Here is a 14,176-nt window from a genome sequence, read left to right as displayed (position 1 = left end):
ATTTTTGTGGAAAATTATGTTTGTGTGACGTGTGGTGTACAATATGCAGCGAGCGTAGAAGAACCAATAAATTGTGTAATTTGCAATGAGGAAAGGCAATATGTTAATCCAAAAGGACAATCTTGGACAACGCTAGAGGAATTGCAAGAAGGTAGTACATATGAAAATGCAGTGATAGAGGAAGAAAAAGGGTTACATAGCATTACAACAAAACCAGAATTTGCGATTGGCCAAACAGCATATTTCGTACAAACGGAATCATTTAATTTGTTATGGGATTGTATCTCATACTTAGACGAAGAAACAATTCAGGAAGTAGAATCTTTAGGTGGACTGCATGCTATTGCATTATCCCATCCGCACTATTATTCTACACAAGTAGAATGGGCAGAAAGATTTGATGTACCAATCTATATACATAAGGATGACCAACAATGGGTAATGCGTCCAAGTAAGCGTATTGTTTTTTGGACGGGTGAGTCATTGCAATTAGCTGAGGGGTTAACTGTACATCGTTTAGGTGGACATTTTAAAGGTGGCTCAGTTTTACATTGGGAACAAGGAAATGATAGAAAAGGAATTCTATTAACAGGTGATATCATTCAAGTTGTGGCTGATCAGTACTGGGTAAGTTTTATGTACAGCTATCCAAATCTCATTCCATTACCTGCAAGAAAAGTAGAAGAGATGGCGGGAAAAGTGAAAACACTACCGTTCAATCGCTTATATAATGCATTTCATCGAATGGTAAAAAATGATGCGAATGAAGCTGTTCAACGGTCAGCAGAACGTTATATTGCAGCGTTGGAAGGAAAGTTGTTTCATACATAAGAAAATTACCGGAGGAAAACGATGAAAACATTAGTATGTTTTGGAGATAGTATTACAGCCGATGAGACATTTTGGAATGGAATACCTAGATTAACACCACGTTTACAAGATTTGTTTCCGGAGTGGAAGGTAGTAAATGCCGGTGTGCCTGGTGACAATACGTTTGATGCTTTGCAAAGAATAGAAGAAGATGTATTATCTTATCGACCTATGTTTGTAACTGTATTTTTTGGTGCGAATGATGCAGCATTTCATAAAGTAATATCATTACAAGAATATAGAAAAAACGTAAAAGAAATTGTAAGAAGAATTTCACCCGAAAAAGTATTGCTCATTAGTCCTGCACCAGTGGATGAGACAAGGCAGTACGCAAGAACAAATGCTGTTTTACAAGAATATGCAAAAGTTATGGAAGAAGTAGCAGAACAAACTGGAAGCCATTTGCTAGATCTATACTCTCATATGATTCAAGAGCCAGAATATAAGAAATATGTAGAGAATGAAGAGAGTGACGGACTGCACTTTGGAGTAGCTGGTTATGAATATTTATCTGGATTAATAGGAGATAAGTTGAAGGAAATACATTGCTTTTAGCGTAGTCATTACATAACAGTTGTGTTATATGGAGAGGGAAATATACAGGATGGAATTATTAATGGATTCATTGTGATAAAACAAGAGCAAAGCCTCGAAAGGTTTTGCTCTTTTTTCTATTATTTCTTTTTCGGTCTTCGTACTAATTCACCGCCGCAATTTGGACAAACATGATGCGTTTTTTCTGTGCAAGGTGCACAAAATGTACATTCATATACACATATGTACGCTTCTGAATCCGATTGAAGAGCAGTGCTACAAGTTTGACAGTTTGTTTTCATTTCTAAGGCCATATTATTTCCCCCTATTAATTGAATGTATATTTATAATTCAATCATAATTGAAAACAATGAGAATTACCTTTGTATGTGAAACGGAATTGGTAGAATGATGTAGCACTTGAAATGAATTATCTTTATTTTTTTATAAATTGATAAATTTAACGATTACTCAATGAATGAGCGCTTTGAACTGCCGTTGTTTCGAGTTTTTATTCTTGGTACGGTGGCAGCAGGAGCGGGAATTACGATTGTTCCACGAACAATTGCAGAACGAACGGGACATTTGTCGCTTTCTACAATCCCTATTCGGGATTTTCAAAAACAGAGAGCGATTTATTTGATTACGCGAACTGATAAAATGGGTAAAACTTTGTATAAATTATTTTGTTAGGAATAGAAAAACGCAGGCTCTTAAAGAGAACCTGCGTTTTTTCGTTCTAATGTAACCACAATAACACTTAAAATAATTAGAGAACCGCCAATAAAAAAGTTAATATTTAACCTCTCATTTAAAAGTAGCCACCCTAATAATGATCCAACAATAGGCTGGAAAAAGAAAAATAGTGAACCAATACTAGCATCCATTAACTCCAAACCTTTATTCCAAAGAAAAAAGGCGCCAGCAGTAGAAATAATACCTAAATATAGAATGCCTAAGACGATATAGGCGTCTATATTTCCAATCGGATTAGATTGTAGCTCCCAAATCATACAAGGTGTAATGAAAAGGAGCGCAAAGAATATCGCATACGTTGTAATGGTTAAGGAAGAAAAACGACTAGAAGCAATTTTGACATAAATCGATAGTAATGCCCACGTAATTGCAGCACCAACTAAAATGACTGTGCCAACAAAATATGTCCCGATTTCTATATCCCATCCAATTACAATAATGACACCTATTGTTGCTAGGACGATAGAAATGATTTTACGAGCAGTTAGCTTTTCTTTTAATATCACAGCTGCGAATATGACCATAAATGTCGGGGTTGCTGCTGTAACTAAAGAGCCCGTGTGAGCATCTGATAATTTCGTCCCAACAAATTGAAACGTTATAGAGATGAAATAACCGATGAAACCAATCCAAGCAAAGAGCAACCAGTCTTTTTTATTAATTTGTAGCATAGTTTTTTGTTTCCGTTGTGTAGTTGTTAGAATTACATATAAAACTACAAAAGCAATGATGAAACGAAGCCAAACGAGTGTAAGTGGGGGAACAAAGTCTAATACATATTTACTGACAACGTACATACCGCCCCAAATACTCGCTGCGAGTGATAAACAGATTGCGCCTAAAAGTGTTTGCTTCATAAGTAAAGTAACCTCCGTCTATTTTAGGATTATATATTATGGAATCCTAAGACGAGGCATGTTTATTTCGGAAAGGATACGTATGCCCGTCTTAGATTATAGACGGACTACTGGTTGGTCGTTTTCGAATAAATGGTTGTAGTACATAAATATCCTCCTCTCTATGTTTTGTATTTCCTTCTCATGAATAAGTTTATAATGAAATTATAACTTAATTTTCAGATTATTGGGGGTTTAATATGAAATATGTTGTGATTCAGTCTCATATAAGTAATTATCCAGAGCCGATTAGATTAGAAAAAGGAGATCAAGTATTAATCGGGAATGCATATTCAGGTCCAGAAAACTGGAAGAATTGGGTATATTGTCGTGCAGAGCATGATGATCGGGAAGGGTGGGTTCCAGAGCAAATTATAATACGTGATAAAAATGATGTCGGTATTGTGCTAGAAACATATACAGCAAAAGAATTAGACGTAGAAATAGGAGATGTTCTTACTGGTTTAAAGGAATTAAATGGTTGGATTTGGTGTGAAGAAATAAAAAATAAACAGGCTGGATGGGTTCCAAACCAAAACGTAAGGTTAGTGAAGTAGAAGGCTTACTGGAGTATACAGTTCATGAACTCATTATATGTATCAAATAAGTATTGTAATGTTGTAGTATATCTTGTTGTTTCTAATTACTCTCACTACTCATTGTACTGCAAATGATATGTCGAAAATAATGGAATATACAACAATCGAAATAGAGATCTGCATCATAAAGTGGATCTTTTTTTACAATTCAATTAACCGTCACGTTTGACTGTACAGTTTATGTGCTGTATGATGTTATTAATATGAATGAGGGGGGAAAATCGTTGGGAAGGTGTATCGAATCGGACAGTTGGCTCACTTGGCTCATGTATCGAAACGAACGATTGATTATTATACGAATCTAGGTATCTTAAAAGCGGAGCGATCTCAATCTAATTATCGCTATTACGATGAAACAGCATTTGAAACATTACAATTTATTGAGAAGTGCAAAGAAATGCATATGCCGCTTTGTGAGATTAAAGAGAGGATCGAGGAGAAGAAGAAGCTGCTCGGTATCAATGAACACGTTTCGAGACAAGTGAATGAAGTGACAGACCATATCCATCGATTAGAAACAGAGTTAACACAGTTGAAACCTCTGTTAGATGGGCTAACAGATTCACAACGTGACAAAATATCGAAGTCTTTATCTGGTCAAACGACAGCTTTAATACAAACACTTATACTACTTTTATAATATAAGCTGTATCCGGCCCCTTTAATTTCTGTATAGCGCTATGTTTTCTAATGAAACAAAAATAAGAAAACATTATAGTATACAGGAGGTGAACACCTTAGTTTTGTAACTAAGGGGATTCATTGGAAATATTTAATTTAGTCATGGTTGCGATTTTAATCGCATTTACTGGATTTTTCGTAGCAGCAGAGTTTGCGATTGTTAAAATACGTACAAGTCGCATTGATCAGCTGGTTGCGGAAGGAAAACGCGGTGCGTTAGCAGCAAAAAAGGTAACAACGAATTTAGATGAATATTTATCTGCATGTCAGTTAGGAATTACAGTTACAGCAATGGGACTTGGTTGGTTAGGTGAACCGACAATCGAGAAATTATTGCATCCATTATTTGAAAAATGGAATTTAAATCCTTCCATTTCACAAGTTTTGACTTTCGGTCTTGCGTTTATGACAATGACTTATTTGCACGTTGTAGTAGGTGAATTGGCACCGAAAACAATGGCAATTCAAAAGGCTGAAAAAGTAACTTTACTATTTGCTGGACCTTTGATGACGTTCTATAAAGTTATGTATCCATTTATTTGGGTACTAAACAGTTCAGCACGTGTTGTAACTGGATTATTCGGCTTGAAGCCAGTTTCTGAACATGAAGTAGCTCATACTGAAGAAGAATTGCGATTGATTCTTTCAGACAGCTATGAAAACGGAGAGATTAATCAAGCGGAATATAAGTATGTAAATAATATCTTTGAATTCGATAACCGCATTGCGAAAGAAATTATGGTACCGCGTACAGAGATCGTTGGTTTCTATCTCGAAGATTCAGTAGAAGAACACATGAAGATTATCCAAGGTGAAAGATATACACGTTATCCAATCTTTGGAGAAGATAAAGATGATATTATCGGTATGGTCAACGTAAAAGATTTCTTTATTCGATACATGAACAACGATAAAGAAGATTTATCATCTATTCGCACGTATATGCGTCCGATTATTGAAGTTATGGAAACTACTCCAATTCATGATTTACTTCTGCAAATGCAGAAAAAGCGAATTCCAATGGCTGTTTTATATGATGAGTACGGAGGTACAGCCGGAATTGTAACGCTTGAAGATATATTGGAAGAAATCGTCGGCGAAATCCGTGATGAATATGATGAAGATGAAAGTCCACCAATTCAACACATAAATGACAATCACAAAATTGTAGATGGAAAAGTGTTGATTACGGAAGTGAAAGATTTATTTGGTTTACACATCGAAGAAGATGATGTAGATACAATTGGTGGATGGATTATGATGCAAAATCATGAAATTGAAGAAGGTCAATGTGTAGAAGCGGAAGATTATGAGTTTAAAGTTCTTGAAAAAGATGCATATCAAATTAAACGCGTCGAAATTCGAAAAATTGATCATCAACAAGAGAAAGTAGCAACTGTGTAAGTTGCTGCTTCTTTTTTGCTCAATGTAAAAATGGAAATTAGGAGCGGATATTTTGATTCAAGTTGCGTTACGTGTATATCGATTACAATTATATACAATCTTTAGTGGTTTACTACTCATGTGGGCAGTTACGCCTTTTTCCAAACAAGTTACCGGTTTTGGTATCGGATTAGCGGTAAGTGCATATTGTCTTTGGCTATTAGCACGCCGTGTTGAAAAACTTGGGAAAAGTATTGTGTCAAAGACACGGGCACCTGGATTAGGTGTGTTAAATCGTTTTGCAGCTGCTATATTAGGTGCGATCATTATGTATGAAATTGAACACGAAATGGAAATGTGGGCATTTGGTACAGGTATTTTAGGAGGACATTTTTTAATGATTGCGAATTTAGCGTATGCGAATGCACAGATGATAAAGGAAGAGGAAAAGCGAAAAGAAAAGAGTATGGATGAGAACAATTATATAAATACAAATTAAAAAACCGACATAAAACCCTTCTTTTTAGGTGGAAGAGAGCATCCGGCCATGCATAGAAGCGGTCAGATCCTTTTCCTGCCCCATGCCCAGTGAAAACAAAGAGAGAAAACGAGTGCAGGTCACTTTTTGTTATCCATAGCCGCGTCTTATATGTCGAAAAATCAAAATGGATTTATATAGAAGAGCTAATCTACCTCTATTGAAATAGTAAAATATACTTTTATAAAAATAACAAAAGGAACCGGAAAACGGTTCCTTTTTCTTGTGTAGTTTTATCTTTGTAGCAAGGAATTCTTTTTTTTCGTTGTTTCATCCGTTTTCCTAATTTTCCCTGAAAAATCTCAAAAAATTTTGAGAAAATCCATCGCTTTCTTATACGTAAATATGTTATTATGACAAAAGACTTTTTGAAAGAGGTGGATGCAAATGTTACAAGCACTACTTATTTTTGTACTTCAAATTATTTATGTTCCAATCTTAACGATTCGTACGATTTTGCTTGTAAAGAATCAAACAAGATCCGCTGCCGGTGTAGGGTTGTTAGAAGGTGCGATCTATATTGTTAGTTTAGGGATTGTATTTCAAGACTTATCGAATTGGATGAATATTGTAGCCTATGTTATTGGCTTTAGTGCTGGACTTCTATTAGGTGGTTATATTGAAAATAAATTGGCAATTGGATATATTACGTATCAAGTTAGTTTACTAGATCGTTGTAATGAACTTGTTGATGAACTAAGACATGCAGGATTTGGTGTAACTGTGTTTGAAGGTGAAGGGATTAACTCCATTCGTTACCGTTTAGATATTCTTGCGAAGCGTTCGCGTGAAAAGGAGCTTCTAGAGGTTATTAATCGAATTGCACCGAAAGCATTTATGTCTTCGTACGAGATTCGTTCCTTTAAAGGTGGCTACTTAACAAAAGCAATGAAAAAACGAGCATTAATGAAAAAGAATGACCATGCATCATAAAGTGAAACTTCCATCAGTGTGGAGGGTCTTATTCCCACTGATGGGCAGTTAATCCCTCGCCTGATTACGTTGAATTCTCATAATTTTGAAATAGGGATCGTACTGTCCGTTAGTGTGGGGTAAGAAAAAGGAGAAGCTGAGAAGAAGCTTCTCCTTTTATTTTTCTGTTAGTGCTAAACGGATTCCTAAAATAGCAAAAATTCCTATTTTAGATAGATTGACGCCCTTCGCGACCTTTGGATTTCTTAGTAATTTGTTTGCGATTATACCAGATAAGAAGGAGATAATAGAGAAAACAACGATGGCTTGTAGCATAAATAAAATGCCAAGAATAATCATTTGCATGGGTACTTGACCGGCACTTGGTGTTACAAATTGTGGTAAAAAGGCTAAGAAAAAGAGAGATACCTTTGGATTTAATATGTTCATAAAAATCCCTTTACGGTATAATGCACCGTAATTTAATGTAATGGCGGCTTGTTCTCCAATTCCTTCATTGCGTTCTTTGAATGCTTGCCAAGCAAGATACAACAAATAAATAGCTCCGGCATACTTTAAAATTTGGAAAGCGATTGTAGAATGATATAAGATAGCGGAAATTCCAAGTGCAGCTGCTAACGTATGTACGGTAATACCCGTGCAAAGCCCAAGCGCCGTCATAATCCCTGCTTTTTTTCCTTGCGTCATACTCTGTGCGAGGACAAATAAAATATCAGGCCCTGGCATTAATGTTAATAGCATGGCTGCAAAGACAAAAGCAATTAGATTTGAAAGATCCATATATCCACCCCTTTAGTAAAATTTTCCTTATTTTATCATAGATTATATGATTTGTAATGCTATGAATTTGTTTTTACACATAATTCCTCTGTATATTTTTGTGTAGATTTCTTTAAAAGGTGGAGGAAAGATGAACCAATGATCCCAATAACGCCAAAAATGATCCAAGGTGTATACATGTCTTGAAGTTTTGCTGTAAACCATGTTCCTGTATAGTTACCAATAATAAATCCAGCCGCTAGTGACAATTGATAAAAACCAAAATAGGTTGCAGTATATGTACCGTTACTATAGTTTGCTACTGCAATGTCGGCATTTGGTAATACAAGTGTTTCGCCAATCGTAAATAAAATAACACAACCGAATAACCAATACGGATGAGAAAAGAATGGAATCAATAAAAATGAAATTCCCATTAATAGAACGCCGCATTTTACAATGGAAATCGTATTGTATTTGTGAAAGATTTTCTTAAACGATATCATAAAAATCAAACCTGTGAGTGCGTTAACTGTAATGACGAGTCCGCTTAAATTCTGGTTGTGACTTATGTTGTTCATATGGAGTGGTAATGCAACGGTAAGCTGTGTAAACATAATATAAAAGAAAATCATAATGAGCGAGAAAGAGAGAAAATGCTTATTTTGCACTGCGGTTTTTAATCCTGATAAGAGCTCCGTTTCTGCCTTAGCAACATGGAAGTGAGATCTAAGAAGAAAAATAAGAAATGAAAATAGTAACATCAGTAATCCAGTTAACAAGAACGGATATAATGGATTCCACTTGAGTAAAAAAACACCTGCAATTGGTCCAATGATAGCTCCGCCGTTAAAAGCAAGATTTAGGTATGTAAACATATCTTTTCGAGCATGAGCTGGCTGTGATCCAAATATAGCACGTGCAGCAGGTTCATAAAATGCGGTTCCAAAACCGATAAGTGCAGCTGCAATAGAAATCGTATGAAACTCTGAAAATACACCTAAACAAATAAAACCAATTCCTCGTAATATCATACCGATCGTCATCATGACAATGTATCCCATTCGATCAGCTAGTATACCGGAGAATAAAGGAATGACACGTGATGTAATCGTCATAATGGTTAAAGTCGTTCCTACTTGTACAGGAGAAAAGTGTAAAAAAGTAGATAAATGGATTGCTAGAAAGGCATACACTGCAAAATGCCCCAATGTCATGAAAAATGAAGAAACAAGTATAAAGCGGATGGGCGATGAAAAAGTGTTCATTTGACTCCTCCTTTTGTGTAACCACTAAAAAATATTACTGGTTAACATTTTTATATTATAATTATACACAATGTAAGAAAAAAGTAAATTATGGAAAGTTGGTGCGTTCATTTGGAACAAAATCAGACAGCTCCAGATCAATTAGAGGTTATAAGAAGCTTTTTAAATACATGGAGAATTCCGAATGATACACGGAATCCATTAGATACTCTGGAAACGGTGGAAGATGTGAAGCTATTTATAAAAAAATATTGGAACGAAGAGGTATTGTTTGGGACATTAGAGGAAGTAAAACAGTTTCGAGATGCGATCCGTGACGCAATTGAACAGCAAAAGTCATTACATGGTTGGTTTGAAAAGTATCCGTTACAAGTAGGCGTAACAGAGCGTATGGATGCAATTACATATGAACCGATTGGGAAACGCAATTTATATACGATGATTTTGCAAATAATTATGACAGCAATCTCCAATAAGAACTGGGGAAGGTTGAAAGCATGTCCAGATTGTCGCTGGGTCTTTTATGATCATTCGCGTAATGGAAGTAAACGTTGGTGCGGCATGTATGCTGGGGGAAAAGAAGGAAGAGCGTGCGGTACAATTGCAAAAGTGAAAAACTATCGTGCGAAGAGAAAAGGAAATTCGAACTACATCATGTGAGCTTTAAAATAAAAGGTGCATTATCTAATTAAAGATACTGCACCTTTTATTTAATCGGTTTGATGTACAACTTTACATTTCATCATAAAAAGGAGAGAAGAGAGAGTTATGAAACCACCACAATATAACATGATGCTAGATATAGATGTACCGAATGTTAAGCAGATGGATACAATGGCATAGGATAACGGAACTAAACCGTTAGAAGAGGCACTTACGAAACTCATAACTCTCCCTAGCTTATCTGTTTCACTGTTTTCTTGAATAATAGAAATCAGTGGCACATTAATCATAGAAGACATAAAACCCATCATCACAAGTAAAACGATTCCCTGCCATAAAACATATATTTGACCAAGTAAAGAAAGTAAAATACCAAGAACAGAGATAAGTACTAAAATAGAAAGTCCTCTTTTTCTTCTAATATTTAAAAATCCAATTAATAAAGCGCCGCCTAACATTCCTCCTTGATAAGAGCTTTGCATAAAGCTCACTTCTACTGCTTTTCCATGTAATAATTCATTCGCTAATAATGGAATTCCCATAAGTAAAGGACCGAAGAAAAAGACGTTAATTATCATTAAAATAAAAAGTATGGATTTCAAAAAAGGCATATTCCACACATATTGAAAACCTGCTAATAGTTCTTGTTTGGCAGATGGTTGATCAGAATGAGGTGATGGATTATTTTCTTTAATACATAATGTGAAAGTACATGTAATTACTAAGAAAAAAGCAACGGCGAAAAATAAAACTGAGAAAGTGCTAACGGTAATAATCCAGCCACCTATCATAGGTCCAGCAAACATTGCAATTTGATTGGAAGTTTGAATAAAAGAATTAGAGCGAGTTAACAGCTCTTTTGGGACTAAAAGGGGAAGAAGGGATTGATTCGCTGGCGAGAAAAAAGCATCTAGAATGCCAAACAGTAGTGCAAAGCCCAGTAATGACCATAAATGTAATAGATGTAAATGTAATAAAGTAATCATAAGAAAAATTAGTAAACAGCGTGCGAAGCTGGAAGCTAGCATGATTTTTGAGCGCTTAAAACGATCTGCCCACACACCTCCAACAGCCATTAGGAGGACGCGTGGGATCATAGTTACCATCATTACAATTCCAAGCGCCGATTCTTGACCTAAAGAACGAATAACATACCATTGTTCGGCAAATAGGTAGGTTGAAAGAGCAAGAAAAGAAGTTGTACTTGATAGCCAAAGGAATAGAAAAGCACGGTTTTTTAATAATGAAATGCTCGCATACTTCGATTGAACTTGCTGTGATATTAAAGGTTCACTCAATGAATATCCCCCTACAAATAATGAATTATGAATCTTTGTTAAAGAGTAGTTGATCAATTGCAAAGCCTGTGATTGTAACATAAAAATTTTTGTTTGCATCAGTTTCTGTGGAGCTTTTAAGAGTTTCTTTAACCAGTTTTCTATATTGGTTTAAAAACTTTATAAATTGTTCTTCTGTTAATGAAAATTCTGTTTGCATCGAAATACTAGGCCAATCCTCAACACAGGAAGATGTTAAATCGAATGATGAATCTGGAGCAGTTAATACTCTTGTTTGTGCACGATGTAACACTTCTAAGTAGGATTGTCTTGTTGCCTCTTGTGATTCAACGTAGTGAAGTAAATGATCTGCAGGAATAAATCCACGTGAAACGGCTTGGTAGTACTTTAAAATATTGCCGCCTTGTTCCTCTTTTTTTACTAATTGAATGATGTTGTTTTTTTCTAACTCACGGAGATGATAGTGTATTTTGGCGCGGGAAAGGTTTAAAAGTTGGGCAAGCTGGTGACCTGTATATGGCTTTTCAACTAGGTATATAAGCATCTTTGTACGTAATGGATCACTAATTACTTTTAATTGTTCGTATGTTTTAATAATGGAAATCGCTTTCTGTTTCATTTAGCACCATCCTTTTTTTAACCAGTTAAATTTATTTAACTCGATTTTATTACATTTATACAATAAAAGAAAGTTTATTCTGAAATTTTAAAATAAATAAACGAACTGAATATAAGGTGATTGGAGCAGAGAGGGGTATGGTGAAATGGAACAAACGAAAATGTTAGAGCTAAATAAAAAGTGCTGGGATGTAGTAGCACCTTATTTTTTTAGGTAGATTCTTTGCCCAAATATGGGCCGTATACTGCTTCTGAAGATGAAATCCACTCGTTAAAATTTCGAGCTTCTTTCCAGTTTCAACGCCCATAAAATGAGACTCCATCGTAGTATACCAGAGCAAATACAATGTTCGAGTGCCAGTCGCCACCGCGACCTTTATGAACGGAGTGCCTATATAAGAGGCACATCTTTTTGAAAATATAGTAGAAATGGTATGTAGTGTATTTACTAGATTTTAGCTGAAAGGATGCAGTATGTGTTTTGATTAACAGAATAAAAAAGTAAAAAATGAAAATAGACACTAACTTTTCGTTATTGACAATGATAATTATTCTCTTTAATATTAATTTGATTTTTCATTAAATTGAGGGGGATATGTATGAAAGTTCGTAAGGTTATTGGAAAGATTCATTTATACCTTAGCATGATAGCTGGGATGTTTATTGTGTTAATTGGATTGACAGGGAGTTTGCTTGTCTTTGAACACGAATTAAATCGTGTGTTACATCCTAATTTATACAAAGTAACAGAAGGTGAAAAAGTTACTTATCAGAAGGCTCTTCAAACTGTATTGGCAGCACATCCAAAGGGGGAGGTTCAGCGTGTGTATACGCCGGATGAACCAAGTGCTCAAGGTGTTTACCTATTTCGTCTGAAAGAAGGAAAGGCGAAACAAGAAGTTTATATCGATCCAGGAAACGGTAAAATTAATGGGGAATTAGGAGAAAAAGCATTTTTTAACCAGGTAGGAGAACTTCATTATCATTTGCTTCTTAATGATTTTAAAGGGAAAGAGATTGTTGGTATTATAGGATTTATTTTCTTTTTCATTATTTTATCAGGATTATATTTATGGTGGCCTGGGATTAAAAAATGGATGCACGGTTTTGTTATACGTCGAAGTAAGAATCCGTATGTAAAACAATATGATCTACATAGAGTCATTGGAGGGGTTTCAGTTCCGTTTTTGCTAATCGTTTCGTTAACAGGTGGTCTGTTCGTGTATGATAAAACAATTTTTGGGTGGTTTGGAGCGAAAGCTAGTGTGGCACCATCAAAAGAGACACTTATTTCAAAATCACTTTCAGGAGGGAAGCTTCCCCTTGATCAATTGTTAAGTGCAGCTGAAAAAGCAGTACCACAAGGAACCATTATGCAAGTAAGGATGCCAGAGAAAGTGAAAAAAGGTAAGGCAGAGGGTGCTGTGGAAATTCGAATGAGCCGTTCTTATGATCCGGGGAATGGGAATGTAAAGGTATGGATGGACCAGTACAGTGGAAAAGTATTGGCTAAGTTAGATCCAAAGATAGATAGCGGACTTACATATCAAATATGGCATCTTCCGTTGCATACAGGAACATTTGGAGGAGTATTTACAAAAATCTTGTATGTGATTGGTGGACTTACCCCATCTATTTTAATGTTTACTGGTGTGTATATGTGGTGGTATAAGAAAAAGAATAAGCGAAAGCGAAAAACTACTGCAGTAACTGCGGCATAATTATATAATTCTCACACAAGTAAAAACATGATTTGATGAAGAGAGAAAGAGAAGCATTAAAATGATACTAAACTTGTCAGTACATACTGATAAGTGTCATATGGGTGCATGAAAGGTCTTAAAAATAAAAAAGTATACCACGAGGTATAGTGATATACCATAAAAACATATAATGTAGAACTGTATATAAAAGAGCAGTGCTTTTTTATATACAGTCATACTACACTTGTTTTTATCCAGCTAAAATAAGAATTTCACTTTATCTTTTTGGCTGGAAAATATGCTGAAAAAAATATTTGTGATGTAAACTGTCTACAATTTTATTCGCTTGATACGTACGCTGTTGTTCCAATCTAACACGCTGCTCCATCATTTTCATTTCATGATCTGATAAACGTAACATTGGACAAGTCTCCTTTTCTATAAATATAGGTTTTTTAAAATGAAATGGATACCATATACTTTATAGTTAAGGAGGGATACAGTGTATCATAGGTAAAAAGCACCTTCCTCTCCCAATACGCTTACGAGGTTAGCTGTCGGACTCGGGATGTGAGAGTATCCCTACTTCAAAAAGATTCGCCCCAAGTAGCATACGCCACAGAAATGGTTCCCCCGTTCCAAATTTTGGATTCAGCAAAAGGTTGTATAAAATACAG

17 protein-coding genes, 1 pseudogene and 1 riboswitch are annotated in these 14,176 nt (G+C 35.4%); of the genes and pseudogenes, 11 read left to right on the top strand and 7 right to left on the bottom strand.

Annotated features, from left to right (window positions below; translation table 11 throughout):
* Positions 1–6: 6 nt before the first annotated feature.
* Positions 7–831, top strand: a complete 825-nt coding sequence (locus QUF99_RS17705) for an MBL fold metallo-hydrolase (RefSeq protein WP_289371627.1) — start codon at positions 7–9, stop codon at positions 829–831.
* A 21-nt stretch (positions 832–852) separates the two neighbouring features.
* Complete coding sequence (locus QUF99_RS17700; RefSeq protein ID WP_289371625.1) at positions 853–1,425, top strand: SGNH/GDSL hydrolase family protein; 573 nt, start codon at positions 853–855, stop codon at positions 1,423–1,425.
* Between the two features lie 119 nt (positions 1,426–1,544).
* On the opposite strand, the gene QUF99_RS17695 is transcribed toward QUF99_RS17700, so the two are convergent.
* The gene (locus QUF99_RS17695) at positions 1,545–1,718 is read right to left on the bottom strand and encodes a DUF1272 domain-containing protein (protein ID WP_289371623.1); all 174 of its coding nucleotides are present in this window, start codon (positions 1,716–1,718) and stop codon (positions 1,545–1,547) included.
* A gap of 160 nt (positions 1,719–1,878) precedes the next feature.
* Here QUF99_RS17695 and QUF99_RS17690 point away from each other — a divergent pair, with 160 nt between their 5' ends.
* Positions 1,879–2,097 carry a LysR substrate-binding domain-containing protein gene (locus QUF99_RS17690; protein ID WP_289371621.1) on the top strand — a complete coding sequence of 73 codons (219 nt, stop codon included), beginning with the start codon at positions 1,879–1,881 and terminating at the stop codon, positions 2,095–2,097.
* A 20-nt stretch (positions 2,098–2,117) separates the two neighbouring features.
* Here QUF99_RS17690 and QUF99_RS17685 read toward each other — a convergent pair whose 3' ends face one another.
* A complete protein-coding gene (locus QUF99_RS17685) occupies positions 2,118–3,017 on the bottom strand; it encodes a DMT family transporter (RefSeq protein ID WP_289371620.1) in 900 nt (299 codons plus the stop codon).
* A gap of 239 nt (positions 3,018–3,256) precedes the next feature.
* On the opposite strand from QUF99_RS17685, the gene QUF99_RS17680 reads away from it, so the two are divergent.
* The 5 genes from QUF99_RS17680 to QUF99_RS17660 all read left to right on the top strand — a co-directional run bounded on the left by QUF99_RS17680 (position 3,257) and on the right by QUF99_RS17660 (position 7,190).
* Complete coding sequence (locus QUF99_RS17680) at positions 3,257–3,613, top strand: SH3 domain-containing protein (protein WP_289371619.1); 357 nt, start codon at positions 3,257–3,259, stop codon at positions 3,611–3,613.
* Between the two features lie 274 nt (positions 3,614–3,887).
* Positions 3,888–4,295 (top strand): MerR family transcriptional regulator, encoded by a 408-nt coding sequence (locus tag QUF99_RS17675; protein ID WP_286120972.1) that lies wholly within the window; start codon positions 3,888–3,890, stop codon positions 4,293–4,295.
* A 122-nt stretch (positions 4,296–4,417) separates the two neighbouring features.
* Complete coding sequence (locus QUF99_RS17670; RefSeq protein WP_289371618.1) at positions 4,418–5,740, top strand: hemolysin family protein; 1,323 nt, start codon at positions 4,418–4,420, stop codon at positions 5,738–5,740.
* A 52-nt stretch (positions 5,741–5,792) separates the two neighbouring features.
* Positions 5,793–6,218 carry an ATP synthase subunit I gene (locus tag QUF99_RS17665; RefSeq protein WP_289371617.1) on the top strand — a complete coding sequence of 142 codons (426 nt, stop codon included), beginning with the start codon at positions 5,793–5,795 and terminating at the stop codon, positions 6,216–6,218.
* Between the two features lie 426 nt (positions 6,219–6,644).
* On the top strand, positions 6,645–7,190 hold the full coding sequence (locus tag QUF99_RS17660) for a DUF2179 domain-containing protein (protein WP_289371616.1): 546 nt from the start codon (positions 6,645–6,647) through the stop codon (positions 7,188–7,190).
* Between the two features lie 156 nt (positions 7,191–7,346).
* Here QUF99_RS17660 and QUF99_RS17655 read toward each other — a convergent pair whose 3' ends face one another.
* A complete protein-coding gene (locus tag QUF99_RS17655) occupies positions 7,347–7,970 on the bottom strand; it encodes a LysE family translocator (protein ID WP_289371615.1) in 624 nt (207 codons plus the stop codon).
* Between the two features lie 59 nt (positions 7,971–8,029).
* Positions 8,030–9,217: an MDR family MFS transporter gene (locus QUF99_RS17650; protein ID WP_289371613.1), complete on the bottom strand. Its 1,188-nt coding sequence runs from the start codon at positions 9,215–9,217 to the stop codon at positions 8,030–8,032.
* Between the two features lie 90 nt (positions 9,218–9,307).
* On the opposite strand from QUF99_RS17650, the gene QUF99_RS17645 reads away from it, so the two are divergent.
* Positions 9,308–9,877: a CGNR zinc finger domain-containing protein gene (locus QUF99_RS17645; RefSeq protein ID WP_289371611.1), complete on the top strand. Its 570-nt coding sequence runs from the start codon at positions 9,308–9,310 to the stop codon at positions 9,875–9,877.
* Positions 9,878–9,927: 50 nt separating this feature from the next.
* Here QUF99_RS17645 and QUF99_RS17640 read toward each other — a convergent pair whose 3' ends face one another.
* Positions 9,928–11,178: an MFS transporter gene (locus QUF99_RS17640; RefSeq protein WP_289371609.1), complete on the bottom strand. Its 1,251-nt coding sequence runs from the start codon at positions 11,176–11,178 to the stop codon at positions 9,928–9,930.
* 25 nt (positions 11,179–11,203) lie between these two features.
* Positions 11,204–11,797: an ArsR/SmtB family transcription factor gene (locus tag QUF99_RS17635; RefSeq protein ID WP_289371607.1), complete on the bottom strand. Its 594-nt coding sequence runs from the start codon at positions 11,795–11,797 to the stop codon at positions 11,204–11,206.
* Positions 11,798–11,942: 145 nt separating this feature from the next.
* Here QUF99_RS17635 and QUF99_RS17630 point away from each other — a divergent pair.
* A pseudogene (locus QUF99_RS17630) lies at positions 11,943–12,064 on the top strand (class I SAM-dependent methyltransferase); the annotation flags it as partial.
* A gap of 331 nt (positions 12,065–12,395) precedes the next feature.
* Complete coding sequence (locus QUF99_RS17625; protein WP_289371606.1) at positions 12,396–13,517, top strand: PepSY-associated TM helix domain-containing protein; 1,122 nt, start codon at positions 12,396–12,398, stop codon at positions 13,515–13,517.
* A gap of 259 nt (positions 13,518–13,776) precedes the next feature.
* Here the strand turns inward: QUF99_RS17625 and QUF99_RS17620 are convergent, their stop codons facing one another.
* The gene (locus QUF99_RS17620) at positions 13,777–13,920 is read right to left on the bottom strand and encodes a hypothetical protein (protein WP_286120964.1); all 144 of its coding nucleotides are present in this window, start codon (positions 13,918–13,920) and stop codon (positions 13,777–13,779) included.
* A 102-nt stretch (positions 13,921–14,022) separates the two neighbouring features.
* Positions 14,023–14,166, bottom strand: a riboswitch (cyclic di-AMP (ydaO/yuaA leader).
* Positions 14,167–14,176: the final 10 nt, after the last annotated feature.

Origin of the sequence: Bacillus sp. DX4.1 (genome assembly GCF_030348195.1) — a bacterium.
Taxonomy (GTDB): domain Bacteria; phylum Bacillota; class Bacilli; order Bacillales; family Bacillaceae_G; genus Bacillus_A.
This window is presented reverse-complemented; position numbering and strand designations above follow the sequence as displayed.